The organism is Raoultibacter phocaeensis (assembly GCF_901411515.1).
Taxonomy (GTDB): Bacteria; Actinomycetota; Coriobacteriia; order Coriobacteriales; family Eggerthellaceae; genus Raoultibacter; species Raoultibacter phocaeensis.
The window spans coordinates 929031-949339 of the sequence record NZ_CABDUX010000002.1; the positions used below are offsets into that span (position 1 = coordinate 929031).

The 20309-nt window shown below is 62.1% G+C and carries 17 protein-coding genes; 15 read left to right on the forward strand and 2 right to left on the reverse strand.

The window, feature by feature from the left end:
• Nucleotides 1-206 precede the first annotated feature (206 nt).
• Nucleotides 207-1652 carry an IS3 family transposase gene (locus tag FJE54_RS11745; protein ID WP_139652951.1) on the reverse strand — a complete coding sequence of 482 codons (1446 nt, stop codon included), beginning with the start codon at nt 1650-1652 and terminating at the stop codon, nt 207-209.
• 263 nt (nt 1653-1915) lie between these two features.
• Here FJE54_RS11745 and carA point away from each other — a divergent pair, with 263 nt between their 5' ends.
• From carA to holA, 12 genes are all read left to right on the forward strand, one after another.
• Nucleotides 1916-3316 (forward strand): glutamine-hydrolyzing carbamoyl-phosphate synthase small subunit, encoded by a 1401-nt coding sequence (gene carA / locus FJE54_RS11750; protein WP_139652952.1) that lies wholly within the window; start codon nt 1916-1918, stop codon nt 3314-3316.
• Nucleotides 3309-6533, forward strand: a complete 3225-nt coding sequence (gene carB / locus FJE54_RS11755) for a carbamoyl-phosphate synthase large subunit (RefSeq protein WP_139652953.1) — start codon at nt 3309-3311, stop codon at nt 6531-6533. The genes carA and carB overlap by 8 nt, the downstream gene beginning before the upstream one ends.
• Before the next feature lie 81 nt (nt 6534-6614).
• Complete coding sequence (locus tag FJE54_RS11760) at nt 6615-7412, forward strand: dihydroorotate dehydrogenase electron transfer subunit (protein ID WP_139652954.1); 798 nt, start codon at nt 6615-6617, stop codon at nt 7410-7412.
• A complete protein-coding gene (locus FJE54_RS11765) occupies nt 7409-8320 on the forward strand; it encodes a dihydroorotate dehydrogenase (RefSeq protein ID WP_139652955.1) in 912 nt (303 codons plus the stop codon). Before FJE54_RS11760 ends, FJE54_RS11765 begins: the two co-directional genes overlap by 4 nt.
• Nucleotides 8314-9039 carry an orotidine-5'-phosphate decarboxylase gene (gene pyrF, locus FJE54_RS11770; protein ID WP_139652956.1) on the forward strand — a complete coding sequence of 242 codons (726 nt, stop codon included), beginning with the start codon at nt 8314-8316 and terminating at the stop codon, nt 9037-9039. Before FJE54_RS11765 ends, pyrF begins: the two co-directional genes overlap by 7 nt.
• 509 nt (nt 9040-9548) lie before the next feature.
• On the forward strand, nt 9549-9857 hold the full coding sequence (gene mihF / locus FJE54_RS11775) for an integration host factor, actinobacterial type (protein ID WP_139652957.1): 309 nt from the start codon (nt 9549-9551) through the stop codon (nt 9855-9857).
• Nucleotides 9858-9862: 5 nt separating this feature from the next.
• On the forward strand, nt 9863-10429 hold the full coding sequence (gmk, locus tag FJE54_RS11780) for a guanylate kinase (protein WP_139652958.1): 567 nt from the start codon (nt 9863-9865) through the stop codon (nt 10427-10429).
• 15 nt (nt 10430-10444) lie between these two features.
• Complete coding sequence (locus FJE54_RS11785) at nt 10445-10705, forward strand: DNA-directed RNA polymerase subunit omega (protein WP_139652959.1); 261 nt, start codon at nt 10445-10447, stop codon at nt 10703-10705.
• A 105-nt stretch (nt 10706-10810) separates the two neighbouring features.
• On the forward strand, nt 10811-12046 hold the full coding sequence (thiI, locus tag FJE54_RS11790) for a tRNA uracil 4-sulfurtransferase ThiI (RefSeq protein ID WP_139652960.1): 1236 nt from the start codon (nt 10811-10813) through the stop codon (nt 12044-12046).
• Nucleotides 12047-12227: 181 nt separating this feature from the next.
• Nucleotides 12228-12932: a ComEA family DNA-binding protein gene (locus tag FJE54_RS11795; protein ID WP_139652961.1), complete on the forward strand. Its 705-nt coding sequence runs from the start codon at nt 12228-12230 to the stop codon at nt 12930-12932.
• Nucleotides 12933-12936: 4 nt separating this feature from the next.
• A complete protein-coding gene (locus tag FJE54_RS11800) occupies nt 12937-15309 on the forward strand; it encodes a ComEC/Rec2 family competence protein (protein WP_139652962.1) in 2373 nt (790 codons plus the stop codon).
• Between the two features lie 5 nt (nt 15310-15314).
• Complete coding sequence (gene holA, locus FJE54_RS11805; RefSeq protein ID WP_139652963.1) at nt 15315-16286, forward strand: DNA polymerase III subunit delta; 972 nt, start codon at nt 15315-15317, stop codon at nt 16284-16286.
• A 228-nt stretch (nt 16287-16514) separates the two neighbouring features.
• Here the strand turns inward: holA and rpsT are convergent, their stop codons facing one another.
• Entirely contained in the window at nt 16515-17015 is a 501-nt protein-coding gene (gene rpsT / locus FJE54_RS11810) for a 30S ribosomal protein S20 (protein WP_139652964.1), read from the reverse strand.
• A 635-nt stretch (nt 17016-17650) separates the two neighbouring features.
• On the opposite strand from rpsT, the gene lepA reads away from it, so the two are divergent.
• The 3 genes from lepA (at nt 17651) to FJE54_RS11825 (ending at nt 20297) form a co-directional block, all read left to right on the forward strand.
• Nucleotides 17651-19456 (forward strand): translation elongation factor 4, encoded by a 1806-nt coding sequence (gene lepA / locus FJE54_RS11815; RefSeq protein WP_139652965.1) that lies wholly within the window; start codon nt 17651-17653, stop codon nt 19454-19456.
• Nucleotides 19457-19527: 71 nt separating this feature from the next.
• The gene (locus tag FJE54_RS11820; RefSeq protein WP_139652966.1) at nt 19528-19719 is read left to right on the forward strand and encodes a hypothetical protein; all 192 of its coding nucleotides are present in this window, start codon (nt 19528-19530) and stop codon (nt 19717-19719) included.
• Nucleotides 19720-19760: 41 nt separating this feature from the next.
• Nucleotides 19761-20297, forward strand: coding sequence for a nitroreductase family protein (locus FJE54_RS11825; protein WP_139652967.1), 537 nt, complete (start codon nt 19761-19763; stop codon nt 20295-20297).
• The last annotated feature ends 12 nt before the right edge of the window (nt 20298-20309 follow it).

The following is a 20309-nucleotide window of genomic DNA, read 5'->3' on the forward strand; positions in this document are numbered from 1 at the left end:
TCAGAGGTACGAACTGACTGCCTTCGGGCAGGCGAGACCGCTCCGTTATTTTGATACTGCATTGTTTTGCGAAAACGGCCTTCCGATGGTGTCGAATCGCCGCTTTGCGATGCGCGGATGCCGACACCTGCGCATATCCCGATTCCTTTTCTGCATAAAATTGCACAAAACCCTTTTACGGGGGTGCGGCAGGATTCTTGGACTGCTCAGGCCGCCAGCCCGAGCCTCCTGCGGCGGCCCTCGATGGTCTCGCAGGTGGCCTTCTTCCCGTTCTCCCTGAACGTCTTGAGGCGGCCGTCATTGTACCACGTGATGTAGCGCGCGACGGCCTCGAATATCTCGGCGACGGGCGCCCCCGCGCGCACGAGCGAATGGAACGCCTCGACCTTCGCCCGGCCGAAGAAGCCCTCGCACGCCGCGTTGTCGGGGCTGTGCCCCTTGCGCGACATCGAGCGCACGAGGCCGGCCCCCTCGCACAGCGCGATCCACCCCTTCCAGCGGTAGTGCCCGCCGCGGTCGGAGTGGATGACGGGACGCTGGCCCTCCCGAAGCGTCGCTATCGCGTCGGCGAGCGTGGAGTTCGCGAGCTCGGCGTTGGGGCTCTCCGAGGCGCGCCAGGCGACGACCTTGCCGTCGAAGCAGTCGACGACGGCGGACAGGTAGCACTTGCCGTCGCGCCCCCGCATCTCGGTGATGTCGGTGAGCCACAGCTCGTTGGGCGCGTCCGCCGAGAAGTCGTGCCTCCCGTGCTCGCCGAGCAGCAGGTTCCCGGGCGCGTCCGACCCCTCGCCCGCGTACGAGCTCCATCTCTTCTCCGACCTGGAGCACCGGGCGACGAGCCCCTGGCGCGCCATCGACTCGCGCACCCTGCGCTCGGGCGCGCGGACGCCGCCGGCCTCCAGCGCCGCCTTGAGGCGGCGGTAGCCGTAGATCCCGCCGTTCTCCGCGAAGGCCGCGGCCACGGCCCCGTCGAAGCCCCCGTCCGTCATGCCGGACGGGCTATCGAGCCTCGCCCGGTGGTAGAGGTAGGTGCTCTTCGAGATTCCCAAGAACGTCGAGATCCGGGCCAGGGAGCACCCGCAGTCCCGCCTCAGCCTCTCGCCTAACCCGACGAGCCGCCTCTTCGACAGGCTCGCCGGGCTTGCGGCTTTTGGGTCGCGCATCAGCTCCTTGTAGACGCTCACCTCGAAGAGCGCCTCCTCGAGCTCGGCCCGGAGGGCCTCGATCCGCCTGTCGTCCGATCCCGCCGCCTGCCCCATGCCCGGCTTCGCCCCCTCGTCCTCGCGCGGCGCGCCCTCCGCGCCGGTCTCGGACATGATAGCGCTTTTGCGGGCCTTCCTGCTCCAGACCGATATTATGCTCGCTTCGGCGATGCCGAGGCGGCGGGCGATGTGCGCGGGCTTCTCCCCGAGGCCGTAGAGGCGGACGGCCTCCGCCTTGGTGGCCTCGGGGTAGCGGGAGTGGGGCGCGTGCTCGGCGCGCCCCTTCACCCTGGGCATCTCCGCCGGCAGGGAGCCCTCCTCGGCCTGCTCCAGCCACCGCCTCAGCGACTCCCTGGACGGGGTCCCCCATTTCCGCTCGGCGGCGCGGGGCGTGAGCCCCTCGGCCCACATCGTCTCGACGTAGCGGACCTTCTCCCTTTCCGTGTACATGCGGCTCCCTCCTCGCGGCCCCCGCGGGGGCCGCTCGATCGGTCGTGGACCGCCTGCCGGCGGTCCAACTTCCTGCCGCACCTCCTTACTTCTGCATTTCTCCTATCGTATACGCGGAATAGGGGTATACTAACGGGCGACCTTTAAAGGCGGTCCGGGAGGCCGACAAGGTGCGCAACATAGTCTTCAAGCATTCGTGCGCCTGCGTCTTTGGATGGGCGCATTTTTTTGTAGGCTGTTGCCTGATGCGGAAGGAAAGGGTTTTGAGCGAACTAATCAAGCAGTTGTTAGAGGGCACATCGAAGGCGCGGGGGGGAGCAGCTGCCCTCGCATTGGAGGACGGCACGGTGCTGTACGGCACGGCGTGTGCGGCCGAGGGCGAGGTCTACGGCGAGATCTGCTTCAACACCTCGCTCGAGGGATACCTCGAAGTGATCACCGATCCCTCGTATGCGGGCCAGATCATCACCATGACGTATCCCCAGATCGGAAATTACGGCGTCAACACCGAGGACACGCAGGCAACCGAGCCTGTGCTCAGGGGCCTTGTGGTGCGCGATATGTGCACGACGCCGTCGAACTGGCGAAGCGAGCTTTCGCTCCCCGACTATCTGAAGCAGCATAACGTCGTTGCCGTCGAAGGCGTCGATACGCGGGCGTTGGTGCGTCACGTGCGCGACCGTGGTGCGCAGCGCGCGGTCCTCTCGACGATCGACACCGACGAGGCGAGTTTGCTTGCGAAGGTCAGGGCGAGCGAATCGATCGTTGGAGCGAACCTTGCGAAAACCGTTTCGTGCACCGAGACCTATACGTTCAGCGGCCTGCCGGAAAGCCAAGCGTTCGCAGTAGCCCCCGCCGCCCCTGCGCGCTACAAAGTGGTGGCCTACGACTGCGGAGCGAAGCGCTCCATCCTCGAAAACCTCGTGCGGGCGGGGTGCGAGGTTGTGGCGGTTCCTTGGGATACTCCCGCCGAAGACGTGCTCGCTCTGAATCCCGACGGCGTGTTCCTCTCGAACGGACCGGGCGACCCCGATGCGGTTTCAGGCACGTATACCCAGGTTGAAAAGCTGCTCGGAAAGGTGCCGGTGTTCGGCATCTGTCTCGGGCATCAGATGATCTGCAAAGCCGCCGGTGCCGATATCGAGAAGCTCAAGTTCGGGCACCGCGGCGGCAACCATCCGGTCATGAACCTGCTCACGGGACGCGTGGAGATAACCGCGCAAAACCACGGTTTCGGGCTTTTGTTCCCGAGCTTGGGTAAACTCGTGCCGGAGCTTTCGGGCGGGTTCAAGGGTCACGAAGACGATCTCGGGTTCTGGGCGAATGCGCACATCGCGCCCGTCGTTCAAAACGAGCGGTTCGGCCGCATACGGCTTACCCATGTGAACCTCAACGACGGCACAGCCGAGGGGGTTGCGTTTCTCGACATTCCGGCGTTTTCGGTGCAGTACCACCCCGAAGCGTCGCCTGGCCCCACTGATTCCCATTATCTGTTCACCGCGTTCACGCGCCTCATGGACGAGCGCGACGATTACCTCGATATCGATATCGCGGCCGATCGATTGGCCGGATGGACGTTCGGCACGCAGGCGAAACCCGTTGCGGGCGCAGCCGATACGGTGCGTTCGAGTGCATCGCCGGAAGAGGGAGGCGCCCATGCCTAAGCGCGAAGACATCCGCACCATCCTCGTCATCGGGTCGGGACCCATCGTCATCGGACAGGCGTGCGAGTTCGATTACTCGGGCGCGCAAGCGTGCAAGGTGCTCAAATCCGACGGGTACCGCGTGGTGCTCGTGAACTCGAACCCGGCAACGATCATGACCGATCCGGGGCTTGCCGACCGCACCTACGTCGAACCCATCACGCCGGAGTTCGTCGAGAAGGTCATCGCGAAAGAGCGTCCCGAGGCTCTTCTGCCCACACTCGGCGGCCAGACTGGGCTCAACACCGCCGTCGAGCTTGCGCGCTCGGGCGTGCTCGAGCGCTACGGCGTCGAGATGATCGGCTGCGACCTCGCGGCCATCGAGCGCGGCGAGGACCGCAAGCTCTTCAACGACTGCATGGCCGAGCTCGGCATCGAAACAGCCCGTTCGGGCTACGCGTATTCGGTTGCAGACGCCGAGGCCATCGTCGAAGAACTCGGGTATCCTGTGGTGCTGCGCCCGTCGTTCACGCTCGGCGGTGCAGGCGGCGGCATCGCGCACGACCATGACGAGCTCGTGGAGATCGTAAGCCAGGGGCTCGAACTTTCGCCCGCTGAAGAGGTGCTCGTCGAAGAAAGCATCGAGGGATGGAAGGAATTCGAGATGGAGGTCATGCGCGATCATGCGGGCAACGGCATCATCGTGTGCTCCATCGAGAACTTCGACGCCATGGGCGTGCATACGGGCGACTCGATCACGGTCGCACCCGCCCAGACGCTTTCCGATGTGGAATACCAGCGCATGAGGGCGGCCTCGCTTGCCATCCTCGAGAAGATCGGCGTGGAGACGGGCGGCTCGAACGTGCAGTTCGCGGTCAACCCCGAAAACGGCCGCATGATCGTCATCGAAATGAATCCGCGCGTATCGCGCTCGTCGGCCCTCGCCTCGAAGGCGACGGGTTTCCCCATTGCGAAGGCGGCAGCCAAACTCGCGGTCGGCTATACGCTCGACGAGATCGTGAACGACATCACGAAGGCCACCCCCGCGTGCTTCGAGCCGTCGATCGACTACTGCGTTGTGAAGGTCCCGCGCTTCGCATTCGAGAAGTTCCAAGGTGCCGACGATACGCTTTCCACACGCATGAAGGCGGTCGGCGAGATCATGGCCATCGGCCGCACGTTCGAAGAGGCGCTCGGCAAGGCCATGCGCTCGCTCGAAAACGGACGCGGCGGCCTGAACGCCGACGGCAAGTGCATCGAGATACCCGACGAAGAGGATTTCGATGAGCTCGTAGGAAGGCCCACGCAGGATCGCATCTTCTACATGGCCGAAGCGCTTCGACGCGGCTGGACGGTTGAGAAGGTGCATGAGGCCACGGGAATTGATCCGTGGTTCGTTGCGCGCATGGCCGATATCGTAGCGGTGGAGGAGAACCTGCGCGGCATCCACCTCGATGAACTCGACGCCGACGCCTTCCGTTTGCTCAAGCGTTTCGGGCTCTCGGACGTGCAGATAGCACATCTCACGGGTTCGGACGAGACGACGGTGCGCACCTGCCGCAAGATGCTCCACGTGTTGCCCGCGTTCAAGACGGTCGACACGTGCGCGGCTGAGTTCCCAAGTACGACTGCGTACCACTACAAGACCTACGATGCAGATGAGACCGAGGTGGCGCCCAAAACGAAGAAGCGCGCCATGATCCTCGGGGCCGGTCCCAACCGCATCGGGCAGGGCATCGAGTTCGATTACTGCTGCGTGCATGCGAGCTATGCGCTTTCCGAGGCGGGATACGAGACCATCATGGTCAACTGCAACCCCGAAACCGTCTCGACCGACTACGACACCTCCGACAAGCTCTACTTCGAGCCGCTGACCTTCGAAGACGTCATGGACATCGTCGATGTGGAGCAGCCCGACGGCGTGGTCGTCACGCTCGGCGGCCAGACGCCTTTGAAGTTGGCGAACGCGCTCGCCGATGCGGGCGTGCCCATCATGGGCACGAGTCCCGAGGCCATCGACCTCGCCGAAGACCGCGACCGGTTCGCCGCGATTCTCGACGAGCTTTCGATCACGTACCCGGCAGCCGGCATGGCCTCGACGTTTGAAGAGGCATGCGCGGTCGCCGACCAGATCGGTTTTCCGTTGCTTGTGCGTCCGAGCTACGTGCTCGGTGGACGCGGCATGGCTATCGTCTACGATGGCGCGCAGCTTGAGAAGTACATGGCCGAGGCGGCCAAGATATCGCCCGACCACCCGGTATACCTCGACCGTTTCCTCGAAGGCGCGGTTGAAGTCGACCTCGACGCGCTCTGCGATGGCGAAGAGGTGTACGTGGGGGGCGTGCTCGAGCATATCGAGATGGCGGGTATCCATTCGGGCGATTCGGCCTGCTGCACGCCTCCGTTCGCCCTGTCCGAAGCCGTGCAGGCGCAGCTGCGCACGATTGCGCGCAGGTTGGCGTTGCGCCTCGGCGTCGTCGGCCTCATCAACATCCAGTTCGCCATCAAAGATCAGGTGATCTACGTGATCGAGGCGAACCCGCGTGCAAGCAGGACCGTGCCGTTCACCTCGAAGGCCACGGGCGTTCCGCTTGCGAAGGTGGCCGCCCGCATCATGGGGGGCGAAAAGCTTGCCGATTTGCATCTGCCGCCCGACGATCGCCGCCTCGAACAGTTCAGCGTGAAAGAGGCCGTCATGCCGTTCGGCCGCTTCCCGGGCGCCGATACGGTGCTCGGTCCCGAGATGAAGTCGACGGGCGAAGTCATGGGCATCGCGCGCAATTTCCCGGCGGCGTTCGCGAAAACGCAGCTCGCTATCAGCTACGCGCTGCCCGAGGGAGGCACGGTGTTCGTGAGCGTGTGTGATCGCGATAAGCGCGCCATCGTATCGATCGCCCGCGACGTCGTGCGCCTGGGCTTCAAGGTGGTCGCCACGGCCGGAACCGCACGAGCTCTGCGGGCGGCGGGTGTGGAATGCGAAGAGGTGAAGAAGATCCACGAGGGAGAGCCTAACGTGAGCGACCTTATCGCCAACGGCGATATCTCGCTCATGATCAACACACCGTTCGGACACGCCACGCGCGCCGACGGCTACGAGCTGCGTCTTGAGGCTGTGAAGCACGGCATCACGCAGGTGACGAACCTCGCGGGTGCGCAGGCCATGGTGACCGGCATGGAGGTATCGCGCGAGGGGGGCCTCGATATCGTAGCGCTGCAGGATCTGCCTCAGTGGGAGTAGTTCTGCACGCGCTGCGGTGCTACAATCGTCGAAACGTTTGCTGCGGGCCGCGTAGGCGGCCCGGAAGACGAAAGGAAGTACGTGGCTCCTCTCAACGAACCCTCGCGCGTTCTCATGAACGAATGCGTCGGCCCGAACCTGTACGTGATGGCGCTCGAAGCGCCCGAAATCGCCCGCGCGATAGAGCCGGGGCAGTTCGTCCACATGAAGATTCCCGGCATGGACGACCATATCCTACGCAGGCCGTTCTCGGTCTACGCGCGCGATGGGCACGCGGGCGTGCTCGAGATCCTCTACCAGGTTGTGGGCTACGGCACAGATTGCATGACGGTGCTTGCCGAAGGGGATGAGGGCGTCGAGCTCATCGGGCCCGTGGGACGCACCTGGCAGCCCGGCGAGGCGAAACGCGCTTTGCTCGTAGGCGGCGGCGTGGGGGCAGCGCCCTTGTTCATGCTTGCCGAAGCGCTTGTCGCAAGCGGAGTGCGAACCGATGTGGTCTTAGGCGCGCAGTCCGAGGGGTCCTTGGCGTGCCGCGAGCGCTACGAGGCGCTTTTGGCAGAGCCGCCGCGCTGTGCGACCGACGACGGAAGCTTCGGGCGCGAGGGCTTCTGCACCTCGCTTGTGCAAGAAGCGCTTGACGAGGCGGCGGCCGACGGGGAGCCGTACGGCTACGTTGCCGTATGCGGTCCCGAGCCGCTCATGCGCATCGTCGCAGGCATGGCTGAGGCGGCAGGTGTACCCTGCGAGGTATCGATGGAGCGCCGCATGGCGTGCGGCATCGGGGCCTGCTTGTCGTGCGTCGTCGATACGGTCGGCGGCAAGAAGCGCGCGTGCGTCGACGGTCCGGTGTTCGATGCGGGAACGGTGGTGTGGGCATGAGCGTGCAGATGAGCGTCAACCTCGGCGGCCTCGCCATGAAAAACCCTGTAACCGTCGCGTCGGGTACCTTCGCCGCAGGGCGCGAGTACGGGGACTTCGTCGACGTGGCAGCGCTCGGTGCGGTCACGACCAAGGGCGTGTCGCTCGACGGCTGGGAGGGCAACGCTTCGCCCCGTATCGCCGAGACGCCTTCGGGCATGCTCAATTCGATCGGGTTGCAGAACCCGGGTGTCGCCCATCTCATCGAAGAGGACCTTCCCTGGCTCGCCGCGCGGTCGGCAACCGTGATCGTGAACGTGTCGGGTCACAGCTTTGACGAGTACGTGCAGGTCATCGAAGCACTTGAGGAAGCGCCTGTCGATGCTTACGAGGTAAATATCTCGTGTCCGAACGTCGATGCGGGCGGTATGACCATCGGCTGCTCCGCCAAGAGCGTCGAAACCGTGGTCAAACGGTGCCGGGCTGCCACGAAGCGTCCGCTCATCGTGAAGCTCACCCCCAACGTGACCGATATCACCGAGATCGCGCGCGCCGCCGAAGCGGCGGGTGCCGATGCGCTCTCGCTCATCAACACGGTGCTCGGCATGGCCGTGAACGCGCGTACGCGCAAGCCCGAGCTCGCCCGCATCGTCGGGGGGCTTTCGGGCCCCGCCGTCAAGCCGATCGCGCTTCGGATGGTGCATGAGACGTACAAAGCGGTGCAGGTGCCCCTGCTCGGAATGGGCGGCATATCCTCGGGTACCGACGCGATCGAATTCATGCTTGCGGGCGCTACGGCGGTTGCGGTGGGCACGGCGAATTTCTCGAACCCAACGGCGACTCTCGATGTTCTTGCCGGGATGGAGTATTATTGCGAAGAGCAAGGTGTGGGCGATATCGCCGAACTGATAGGAGCGTTGCAGTGGTAAGTTCATTCGAAAGCATTCCGGCTCGCGAGCGCATCATCGTTGCGCTTGACTGCGGCATCGACGAGGCGTTCGACCTTGCTGATCAGCTTCAGGGCAAGGCTACCTGGCTCAAGGTGGGCATGACGCTGTTCTACGCGAACGGACCCGCCATCGTCTATGCGCTCAAAGAACGCGGTTTCAAGGTGTTCCTCGACCTCAAGTTCCACGATATCCCGCATCAGGTGGAAGGCGCTTCGGCATCGGCTACCGGCAACGGCGCCGATATGCTCACCATGCATGCGGTCGGCGGTGTCGACATGATGCGGGCGGCGCAGAAGGGGGCTGTGCGTGCAGCGGCCGAATACGGCTTCGACGTGCCTGCGACGCTCGCCATTACGGTGCTTACGAGCATGGACGAAGAAAACCTCGAGGAGATCGGCGTGAACCGCACCGTGGCCGACCAGGTGGCCGTGCTGGCGGAACTCACGAAAGAAGCCGGCATCTCGGGCGTGGTCGCTTCGCCGAAGGAGGCCGCCGAGCTGCGCGAAATCCTCGGGCCCGAAGCGTACATCGTCACGCCGGGCGTTCGGCCCGCAGGGGCGGAAAGAGGAGATCAGAGCCGCGTAGCCACACCCGCCGAAGCGTTTGCTGCTGGCGCCTCGCACATCGTCATCGGCCGTCCGATCACCCAAGCAGACGATCCCGCCGCCGCATTCGAACGCATCGCGGCAGAATTGTAACTTTTATCATAGCAATTAACGGGCACGCCGGCGCGCCGATGCGCGTGATGTCGCGTGCGATTCGGCATACGCTTTGCCGCGTTTCCGATACGATGCGGACACGATCGTCCGTCCGCCTACGAGCTTTGCGGTCAGGCTTTGCGCGTATTCGATAGTCGTCTCATTCAGTCAAAATACGAACAGATGTTTCACATGAAACATCTGTTCTGTTTAAAAGAGACGAAAGCACTCATATCATTACCGCTGAGCTTCGTGCAAACAACGGTTGAAGCAAGGTCGCATTCTGGTGTCATTTTGATGTCAAATATGAAGTTAACAAGTTAGTTTTACCTGATGTACTGGGGTTAATGTAACGATTGAGCGACGAAAGCGACCCTTTTGCCACCTTATTCCTAAAATACTGTGCTGTAGCGCTGAATTTTTCGGAAAATCAGGCGTTTTGCTGTGTATAATTCCTGATTGCGTGCTACTATCTCGAAATTGCTTTTGGAGAAGAAGGAGAGAACATTATGGCTATCCCTCAGCTTACCCCCGAAGAGCGTCAAGCTGCTTTGGAGAAGGCAAAGGCTGCTCGCATCAAGCGCGCTCAGGTTCGTGACGATTTGAAATCCGGAAAGCTCACGCTCGAGAAGGTTCTCGAGATGAAGGACGATCCGGTAGTCGGCCGCATGAAGGTCTCCACGCTCATCGAAACCATGCCGGGCTACGGCAAGGCAAAGGCTGAAAAGATCATGAAAGAGCTTCAGATCGCCGAGAGCCGCCGTCTGCGCGGTTTGGGCGAGCGTCAGCAGTCCGCCCTTCTGGAGCGTCTCGGCTAACACGCATGCGTCACGGCAATCTTTTTGTGATATCAGGGCCATCAGGTGCCGGCAAGGGCACGCTGGTGGCCCGTCTTTTGCGCGAGATGGACGATGCTTGGGTTTCGGTCTCGGTTACCACCCGCTCTCCCCGAAAAGGCGAAGTCGAAGGGGTGCATTACTTCTTCGTCGACGACGCCGAGTTCGATCGCCTGATCTCGGTTGACGGGTTGCTCGAATGGGCGAACGTCCACGGCTGCCGCTACGGCACGCCGCGAGCCACTGTTGAAGAGCATATGGCACGGGGCGAGCAGGTCGTTTTGGAGATCGACGTGCAAGGCGGGTTTCAGGTACGAGCGTCCATGCCCGAGGCGCGCCTGATCTTCATCGAGCCGCCGACGCTCGAAGTGCTCGAAGCGCGCTTGCGCGGCAGGGGTACGGAAACCGAAGATGTGATCGAAAAGAGAATGGAAACCGCTCTTCTGGAGCTTTCCCGCAAAATGGAGTATGATATACGGCTGGTAAACGACGATCTCGATGAAGCGACAGCCGAGCTGGTCGCCTACATCGACGAACAAGCCGAATCGAACTAAAGGATTACAGCCACTATGAGCATCATTGAACCGAAGATCGACCAGCTTCTCGACAGAACGGACAACGACCGCTTCCTTCTGTGCTCGCTCGCATCCAAGCGCGCGCACGATATCAACGACATGATGCGCGGTCAGCGCGATCGCGCCATCCAGCTGCAGACGGCGGTCGAGATCGCCCGTGCGGCCGACAAGAAGCCGCTCAGCTTGGCGTTCAACGAGATCGCACGGGGAGAAGTATCCTTCGATCCCGAGTCGATCGATATCAAGAACCACTAACTAACCGATAGATCGAAACAGTGCGAGAATCCCCTGGGCCGCAGAGCTTCTCAGGGGATTTCGGTATGTTCGGGGCCCGATTCGCGCGAAGCCCTGCATACGCGAATGCGAAAGGGTACATCCGTGTTCCAAAGAATCTGCCTTGTCCACTACCATGAGATCGGCCTCAAAGGCCACAACCGCTCCTCATTCGAAATGCGGCTGCTCAAAAACGTGGAGGCCATGCTCGACGCCTATTCGATTGTAACCGTCCGCCGCATCTCGGGCCGCATCTGCGTGTTCATCAAAGAAGGCACCGGCTACGAAACGGCGTGTGAAATCGCAGACAAGCTCGCACGCATTCCGGGTACGGCACGCGTCTCGTGCGGGTATAAGACCGAGCGCGACATCGACGAGATGGGCCGCGCGGCTGCCTGCGCCATGCGCGAGGCGGGCGAGTTTGCGAGTTTCAAAGTGGCCGCACGGCGCAACCATACCGATTTCGCTATCGATTCCATGCAGATGAACCAGCTCATCGGATCGATCCTGTGCGATGCGTTTCCCGAAAAGGCCGTCAAGATGAAGGATCCCGACCTCAAGGTATGCGTCGAGGTGGTGGAGAGTTCGGCCTACGTGTACGCGCGCAGCATACGCGGCGTGGGGGGACTTCCCGTGGGCAGTAGCGGACGCGTGATGTGCCTGCTTTCATCGGGCATCGATTCTCCGGTGTCCACCTGGCGCATGGCCAGACGCGGGGCCATCTGCATCGGCGTGCACTTTTCGGGGCGTCCGCAAACGTCTTCGGCGAGCGAATATTTGGTCGACGACATTGCGCAGGTGCTCGAGCAGACCGGCTGCATCGCGCGGGTGTACGTGGTACCCTTCGGCGATTATCAGCGCGAGATAGCCGGCTCGGTGCCGCCGGGACTGCGTGTGATCATGTACCGCAGACTCATGTTCAAGGTAGCCGAAGCGCTGGCTGCGCGCGAGAAGGCAGGCGCGCTTGTAACGGGGGAGAGCCTCGGGCAGGTGGCATCGCAGACACTTGAGAACATCGCCGCAACCGATGCGGCGGTGAGCATGCCCGTTTTCAGACCGCTCATCGGCACCGATAAGCAGGAGATCATCGAGCAGGCCCAAGAGCTCGGCACCTTCGACATCTCATCTGAGGACGCGCCCGACTGCTGCACGCTGTTCATGCCCCGAAGCCCCGAAACCCACGCGAAGCTCTCTGCGGTCATGGAGGCCGAATCGAAGCTGCCGATCGAGCGGTGGATTGCCGAAATCGTCGAGAGCGTCGAAGTGCGCGACTACCGCTGCCCTGCGTACAAGTCGCCGAAAGACCGTACTTCCCGTCGGTAGGCTCTCTGTTTCACGTCGCGCGGGCGGTTTGCGATTCCTTGCAAGACCGCGTCTGGCTCCGAAGCGTGCAAGGTTCGCTTCCGTACCGTGCAAGGTTTCGGTAAGATCCGGGTGAGGGTTTCATCCTCGAAGCGCACGATGCGCCTGATACGCTTTCGGAAGTCAAGATCCGGGAGGTATCATGCCGTTTGTCGAAAGCGCAGAATCCGTTCGTTCCAAACTGCATCTGAGCGATGTGCGAACCGCGTCGATCGCGGGCATCGTCATCGCTGCTGTCGCAATCGTTGCGCTGGTGGCGGCCTGCCTCGTTACCCTCATGCCCAACGACGCCGTAGAAATCGTGAAGGCCGAAGAGGCCGCCGAGCCGCACACATCCGATGAGGCAGCGCTTGCGGCCGAGCCGGGCATCTGCGTCCATGTGACGGGGGCGGTCGCGAATCCCGGCATGTACGAGCTTGCCGAGGGCGCACGCGTGCAGGACGCGATCGAAGCCGCGGGGGGATTTTCCGACAGCGCGGCGGATTCGGTGCTCAATCTCGCCCGCGTCGTCTCGGACGGCGAGCAGATCGTCGTACCGGATCGAACCGATACGGGGGATGCACCGGCCGATGCGGAAGCGGCTGCGGAAGGAGGTGCGCAGGGAGTCGCTTCGGGACGACAGGGGTCTTCTTCAGGCAACGCGGTGATCGCGGGAAAGGTGAACATCAACGCCGCAGGTGCCGAAGAACTCGATGGGTTGCCGGGAATAGGCGAGGCCACGGCTTTGAAGATCATCGCCGATCGGGAAGCGAACGGGCCGTTCGCAAGCATCGAGGACCTCCAGCGCGTATCGGGCATCGGCGCAAAGAAGTTCGCCCAGCTCGCCGAACTTGTATGCGTAGGATAGCGCTATGGGGAAAAGGCGGCTTGGATGCGCTCTTGCCGAAGAGCCGCCCGCGCGACCGGTACGTCCGTCGCTCTCTTTGGCGGTTCCTCTTTCGATCGCGCTTTGGGCGTCGGCGGCGCTGTTCTTCACAGCGGGCGGCGAACTCGAGCGCCCCGCGTGTATCGGCATCGCTGCGGCCGTAGCGCTTCTCGCCGTGCTGTTCGCCGTACTCCTTGCAGTACGGGTCACCTCGGCGACTGTGCGAACAGGCCTGCTCGTGGTGCTTGGCTGCGCTCTCGGCGCGGCGTGCGCAACAGCGCGCAGCGCCGTGCTTGATGAAAGCGGCTCGCAGGTGCTCTCGCTGCCGGCGGGCACCTATCGCTTCGAGGCGGTTGCCGATGCGCGCGAGGGTGATTTCGGCCCCTCGTGCTTCGCCGTGCTCGCGTGCGAGCCTGCACCTGCGGCAGTCGTCTCGGTGCGCTACCCTGAGCAGCTCGGCCCCATCCGGTACGGTACGACGTTCGAGGCTGCCGTCAGGTTTTCTGAGGTTCCCGAGGCGTCGCGGCCGTACTACCGCGGCAAAGCGGCCGTGGCGATTGCGACAGCGAGCGAGCTAGCCGAAGTACCCGGCTTTGGCCTGCGAAGCGCGCTTTCCGCAGCACGCGTCGCGGCGCTCAAGGTGTTCGACGGCTACGAGGGGCGTGGCGCTGCGTTTTTGCGTGCCATCCTGTTCGGCGACAGGAGCATGCTTGAAGAGAACGGGTTCTATCAGGATGTGAAAGCAGTCGGCCTCGCCCACGTGGTCGCCGTGTCGGGCGCTCACCTTTCCATCGTGTGCGCGCTTGCGGGAGCGGCGCTCACGATTATGCGAGTGCCCCGTAAAGCGGCGGTTTTTATGCAGGTCGTTTTCATCTTGGGGTACCTCGTGTGCGCCGGCATGCCCCTGTCGGGCGTTCGCGCGGCTATCATGGCGGCCATCGCGCTCTCGTCGCTATTCGCGCGGCGAAGGTCGTCTGGATTGAACGCGCTTTCGATCTGCATCTGCTGCATGATCGCCGTACAGCCGGAAACGGCGCAATCGGCGTCGTTCGCGCTTTCCGTCCTTGCAACGGGCGGTATCGTCGTATTCGGCGGGCTTGCGCGGGAATGGTTCGGGGCTCTGCTGCGCGGAAGGCTTGCGGGGGCGGGCGAAGCGCTTGCGCTCACGGCATCGTCGGGGATGCTGACCGTTCCTTTGTCCGGTTCGATCTTCTCGCAGATCCCGGTGATCTCGCCTGTAGCGAACCTCTACGCGGTGCCGTTCTTCGTCCTGTTCTGCGGCGGGGGCCTTGCGGTGGTGGGGGTGCGCTGTGCGGCGGGCGAGGGTTGCGCTTGGCTCGTCGATGCGCTCGTTGCGGCGGCGGATCTGTTCTGCGGCGGCATCGGCGTACTCGCCGACCTTCCGATCGCGTCGATCCCGTGCGATATCCCGCTTGCGGCTGCGTTGGGCGTAAGCGCGGCAGCGGCGGCGCTGATATGGTTCGCCTGGCCGAAACCCTCGTTGCAGCTGGCGGCGGGAATGCTTGCGGCAACGTGCCTGACAGCGGTACTCTTCGTGTCTGCGTTGTTTCGCGGAACCGAGGTGATCGTGCTCGACGTGGGGCAGGGTGATGCGATCGTCGTGAGAAGCGGCGGGTCCGCCATCCTCATCGATACGGGAAACCAGGATGCGAAGCTGCTTTCCGCGCTTGCTCGCAACGGGGTGTATGCACTCGATGCCGTGGTTATCAGCCATCCAGACGACGATCACTGCGCTTCGCTTGCCGCGCTCGACGGTACGGTTCGGGTAAAGTCGGTCTGCGTAGCGGCGGATCTGCTCGATTGCCCCTGCGCGTCCTGTGCCGACCTGCGAACATCGGCGCAGGAGCTTGTGGGGACGGGCGGCCTTGCAGGCTTGTCCGTCGGCGACACCGTTTCGCTCGACGGTATTGAACTTTCCGTCATATGGCCCGATGCGTTTGCCGAAGAGGGCGGCAACGCCGACAGCCTGACGATGCTCATGCGCTGCGATGCCGATGGCGACGGGGCGGTCGATTGGACGGGGTTGTTCTGCGGGGATGCCGAAGACGTGCAGCTCGACGAGATGGTGACGGCTGAAAGGCTCGGACATGTCGATATCTTCAAAGTCGGCCACCACGGATCGAAAGCCGCCATCGACAAGGAAACAGCCGCCGTCATCTCGCCTGAAATCTCGCTTGTCGGCGTCGGCGAGCGCAACCGGTACGGCCATCCCGCACCGGAAACGATAGCGGTTCTCGAAGAGGCGGGCAGCGTCGTGTACCGAACTGACCTTGCGGGGGATGTTGTGTGCAGAATGACTTCGGATGCCCTCGAAATTTCGACGCGTAAGGTAGAATGAACTGCATGGCTACTCAAAAGACAGATGTGCTCCTTACCGCGTATTTGATAAACGGTGAAGACGAGCTCAAACGCGATGCGGTGCTCAAACGCCTCAAGGCGAGGATCGCCAAGCTCGGCGACCTCTCATTCAATTCCGATGTGTTCGACGGCGAACGGGCTGCGGGAGCCGATATCGTCGCAGCTTGCAACACGATGCCCTTTGCAAGCGAAGCGCGCCTTGTTCTCGTAAACGCGGCGGACAAGCTTAAAAAAGCAGATGCGGAAGCGCTGGTCGAGTATCTCAAATCACCCTCGCCGACAACGGTGCTCGCCCTTGTGGCCGACAAGCTTGCGAAAAACACCCGTCTGTACAAAGCCGTAGCCGCTCTGGGCAAAACCGCCGTCATCGACTGCGCTCCGCTCAAGCGCTACGAGCTGCCTAAAACCATCCGGTCGCTTGCCGTTGGCCACGGTATCACCATTACCGAGGGAGCCGCGAACAAGCTCATCGAACTCGTGGGCGAGAATACCGTCCACCTCGACGGTGAGCTCAAGAAAATCGCACTTTCCCATCGAGGAACCGATGCGGTCAACGAGCACGAGGTTGTGGCGCTCGTCAGCAGAACCGCTGAGGTGAAACCCTGGGAGTTCGTCGATGCATTCGCCTCGCGCAACCTCGGAAAATGTCTGTTCTGCCTGCAGCGCATGGAGTCGACTTCGCCGCATGCGCTGCTCGCTATGTGCGTCACGCGCCTGCGCGAGCTGATCTGCGCCCGTTCGCTTGCCGCCCGCGGCGCAGAGCGAAGCCTGGCTGCAACGTTGAAAATGCCCGATTGGCGCGTGAAGAACCATCTTGCGTGGGCACGCGGCTATACGGCCGAAGAGCTGCGAGGGGCGCTTGTCTCGGCGCGCGATACGGAGCGCGCGATGAAAAGCGGAGCCGATGCGAACGACGCGTTTCTCGATTGGGTGCTTGCGGTGACGAAAAGAGGCTGAGCCTGAAGGCCGCTTCCTGTTCGGCTGCCTTTGTGTCTCCCTGAACGCGTTGCCGCAGCGTGCTCGCACGCTGGTTTTTCCGATCTCCGAGTAAGCGATCTCGATGCGATCTCAGAACCAGCAAGTGCCTGCGGACATGAAAAAGACCCCGAACGGGGTCTTTTTCACTTGATATGCGGATGAACCTCGGATGGTTCTCGAATTGTACAGTAAGCAACCGGTTTCGCGCTATTCGGCGGTTTCCTCACCCGCGGCCTCTTCGGCAGCGGCAGCAGCTTCAGCTTCAGCCTTCTTCTTTGCGGCGGCTTTCTGCTGCTTCTCGGTTTCGGCGCGGCGCTTGGCCTTCTCCTTGGCTGCGGCCTCCATAGCCTTTTTGCGCTCAGCTTTGGCGGCTGCTTTCTTGGACGTTCCCGCAGCGGCCGGCTTCTTCTTTTCGGCGGGCTTGTAAGCGGCGATATCTTCGGGTTTCACAACCGTATTCGCGAGCATCATGATGCCGCTTTTGCGGTTGGCGGCCTGGCGCTTGTGGATGACGCCCTTCGAGACGGCCTTGTCCATCAGACGGCACGCGGCAAGCGCTGCAGCGTATGCTTCGGCACCATTCTCGGCTGCAACAGCATCCTGGACGGCGCGCGTCGCGGTTTTGAGCTCCGAACGGACGGCGCGGTTGCGCATGCGCGCTTTCTCGTTGGTCTTGATGCGCTTCTTCTGACTTTTGATGTTAGCCATGTAGGTAGTTCCTCCAATGAATCCAAAACTTGTTTTCTTCCGAAGCCTTTCGGCCCTGTTCAGCGTTTGATGCGGCGCAGGCTAGCCAAACGGGGTCGATCGCCTTGCAGAAGGACCCATGAAGGACCTCTGACATCCGTGCTATCGTGCACGGAATCTGCAAACGCGATTGAGAACAGCAGGTTTTTTCTGTTCCCGGACCAACCGGTCGACCAGCGAGACGAATCCTCAATGCAGCCACGTCTGCGGATCGTGCGGAAATACAACCGCACGAACGTATCGCTGAACACGCAATGAGATAGGATAGCAAACGTTGTGCCTGTTTACGAGAAGAATCTTTGAAACCATGCATTTTCCTCGTCCGCGTAAGGGTATCGAGTCCCGGTTGCTGCTCGGGTGCGAAGCCGCTCGGGTGCGCATAGGCGCAACGAAGAGGTTCGGCCGTACCGACGATGCCGTTGTAAAACCGCGCTGGTACGTACCCGCGCGCGTTTGAAATCTGGATTATCGACGATGCGATGCGATCTTGCAGCTCGGCGCACGCTTTTGCTGCCAGGATGCGCTAGAATACGTTAGTTTCCAAAACGCCCGCTTGAGCGCTTGTGCTTTACGGGCAAGCATTTGAAAGACAGGACATGACCCAAGACCCCTCACATATTCGCAACTTCTCGATCATCGCGCACATCGATCACGGTAAATCGACGCTTTCCGACCGCATACTCGAGCTTACGGGGACGGTGGCCTCGCGTGACATGAAGGAACAGGTGCTCGACTCGATGGACATCGAGCGGGAGCGCGGCATCACGATTAAAAGCCAGGCCGTGCGCGTCGAGTACCGCTCCGATGATGGCGAGCTCTACCAGTTCAACCTCATCGATACGCCCGGCCACGTCGACTTCACCTACGAGGTGTCCCGTTCGCTTGCGGCGTGCGAGGGCGCGGTACTCGTGGTCGACGCGACCCAGGGCGTCGAAGCGCAAACCGTCGCGAACGCCATGATGGCCATGAACGCGAACCTCGAGATCATCCCCCTCATCAACAAAATCGACCTTCCCGCAGCCGAACCCGAGCGGGTAAAGCAGGAGATTGAAGACGGTCTTGCTATCCCCGCTGACGATGCAGTGCTTGCGAGCGGTAAAACGGGGGAGGGCGTGCACGATCTGCTCGAGGCAGTCGTCTACAACATTCCCGCACCCGAAGGCGATGCGGATGCGCCTTTGCGCGCGCTCATCTTCGACTCGTACTTCGACGCGTACCGCGGCGTGGTCGCGCTCGTGCGAGTCGTCGACGGATCCATGAAAAAGGGCGATCGCGTGCGCATGATGGCCACCGGCACCGAGGCCCTCGTCGAGGAGGTCGGCGCGCGCAAACCGGCCGAAACGCCCATGCCCGAGCTGTCGGTCGGGGAGGTGGGCTATCTGGTCACGGGCCTCAAGGATGTATCGCTTGTGAAGGTGGGCGATACGATCACGACAGCGCATGGGGGCGTAGACAATCCGCTTCCCGGGTACCGCGAGGTCAAACCCATGGTATTCACGGGTCTTTTCCCTATAGACGGCGATCAGTACGAGCCGCTGAAGGAAGCGCTCGAAAAGCTCTCGCTCAACGATCCGGCGCTTGTGTGGGAGCCTGAGAAGTCCCACGCGCTCGGCTTCGGCTTCCGCGTCGGGTTCTTGGGCCTGCTCCACATGGAGGTCATCAAAGAGCGCCTCGAGCGCGAGTTCGGTCTCGACCTTCTGGCTACGGCGCCGAGCGTGGAATACCATGTGTACAAGCAGGGCGGAGAGATGCTCTCGCTCCACTCGCCCCAGGAGATGCCCGACCCCGGCGAGATCGAGCGCATCGAAGAGCCGTATCTGAAAGCGAAAATCCTCATCCCCCCGGATTACGTGGGCGCGGTCATGGATCTCACCGTGGCGCGGCGCGGTACGTTCGTCACGATGAACTACCTTTCGACGACGACGGTGGAAATGCTTTGGGAGATACCGCTTTCCGAGCTCATCATGGATTACTTCGACAAGCTCAAATCGAATACGAAGGGCTACGCGAGCCTCGATTACGAGTTCGACGGGTACAAGGCCTCCAAACTCGTGAAGCTCGACATCCTTTTGTCCGGCAAACCCATCGATGCGCTGTCGTTCATCGTGCACCGCGACAAGGCCTACGATCGAGGACGCGTGCTCGCCGAGAAGCTCAAGGAGATCATCCCGCGCCAGATGTTCGAAGTGCCCATCCAGGCAGCCATCGGGGGCAGGGTGCTCGCTCGCGAAACGGTGAAAGCCAAGCGCAAGGACGTGCTCGCCAAATGCTACGGCGGCGACATCACGCGCAAGCGCAAGCTTCTGGAAAAGCAGAAAGCCGGTAAGAAGCGCATGAAATCGATCGGCAACGTGGAGGTTCCGCAAGAGGCTTTTATGGCTATTCTGAAGGTTGACGACTAGGCGGCGCTCTTCGGGTACACTAAAGCCTGTGCGCAGAGGCACGAAGGCGAACGATACGAAAAGCGAGTTTTATGGCACGGAAGCACGAACAAGACTACGATTGGCTCGACGATCCGTTCGACGAGAAAAAGAACCAGAAGCCCCGAAGCGGATGCACGGGTCCCGCTCTCGTCGCGCTCGTTCTGGTTGTGGTGTTGATCGGGGTGCTCGGGTTCTTCCTCATCGGAAGCCTCGGAGCGCTCACCGACGTGTATACCGGATAGGACCTGCCCGCACATCGGGGCGAACAGCGGAAAGGGCGCTCATGAAAACGAATAGCACGGTTGAGACGGTGCTTGCACGGCGGTCGATCAGATCGTTTGTCGACAAGCCGCTGCCGCACGACGAGCTCGAGACTATCGCGATCTGCGCGAAGCACGCCCCGTCGGCGAACAATCGCCAGGAATGGATGTTCTTCGTCATCGAGGACCGCAATCGTACGGCGAAGCTTGCGGCGGTCATCGGCGAGGCGATGGGCAGGGCCACCTACGACATGTACAAGCCCCAAGCGCTCATCATGGTCGCGCATAAGAAGGATGCGCCGTTCGGCCGCGAAGACGACGGGTGCGCGATGGAGAACATCATGCTCGCTGCCCAGAGCTTCGGCATCGGAAGCGTCTGGATCAACCAACTCCAGGGCCTCTGCGAAATCCCCGCAGTGCGCGCCCATCTTACCGAGCTCGGTGTTCCCGAAGACTACGAGGTGCACGGGATGGCTGCGCTCGGTTACGCCGCCAAAGAGCCGCCCGAGCTCGAACGGACGAGCCCGGTTATCTGGATCGGGTCTGCGCCGAGCGCGTAGGACGAACGCATA

Coding starts and splice junctions, on each gene's coding strand:
- thiI (WP_139652960.1), top strand. CDS start 10,811: ATGCGAAAGGGTACATCCGTGTTCCAAAGAATCTGCCTTGTCCACTAC.
- gmk (WP_139652958.1), top strand. CDS start 9,863: ATGCGTCACGGCAATCTTTTTGTGATATCAGGGCCATCAGGTGCCGGC.
- holA (WP_139652963.1), top strand. CDS start 15,315: ATGGCTACTCAAAAGACAGATGTGCTCCTTACCGCGTATTTGATAAAC.
- FJE54_RS11765 (WP_139652955.1), top strand. CDS start 7,409: ATGAGCGTGCAGATGAGCGTCAACCTCGGCGGCCTCGCCATGAAAAAC.
- FJE54_RS11820 (WP_139652966.1), top strand. CDS start 19,528: ATGGCACGGAAGCACGAACAAGACTACGATTGGCTCGACGATCCGTTC.
- carB (WP_139652953.1), top strand. CDS start 3,309: ATGCCTAAGCGCGAAGACATCCGCACCATCCTCGTCATCGGGTCGGGA.
- FJE54_RS11795 (WP_139652961.1), top strand. CDS start 12,228: ATGCCGTTTGTCGAAAGCGCAGAATCCGTTCGTTCCAAACTGCATCTG.
- FJE54_RS11745 (WP_139652951.1), bottom strand. CDS start 1,652: ATGTACACGGAAAGGGAGAAGGTCCGCTACGTCGAGACGATGTGGGCC.
- lepA (WP_139652965.1), top strand. CDS start 17,651: ATGACCCAAGACCCCTCACATATTCGCAACTTCTCGATCATCGCGCAC.
- FJE54_RS11800 (WP_139652962.1), top strand. CDS start 12,937: ATGGGGAAAAGGCGGCTTGGATGCGCTCTTGCCGAAGAGCCGCCCGCG.
- FJE54_RS11825 (WP_139652967.1), top strand. CDS start 19,761: ATGAAAACGAATAGCACGGTTGAGACGGTGCTTGCACGGCGGTCGATC.
- rpsT (WP_139652964.1), bottom strand. CDS start 17,015: ATGGCTAACATCAAAAGTCAGAAGAAGCGCATCAAGACCAACGAGAAA.
- mihF (WP_139652957.1), top strand. CDS start 9,549: ATGGCTATCCCTCAGCTTACCCCCGAAGAGCGTCAAGCTGCTTTGGAG.
- FJE54_RS11785 (WP_139652959.1), top strand. CDS start 10,445: ATGAGCATCATTGAACCGAAGATCGACCAGCTTCTCGACAGAACGGAC.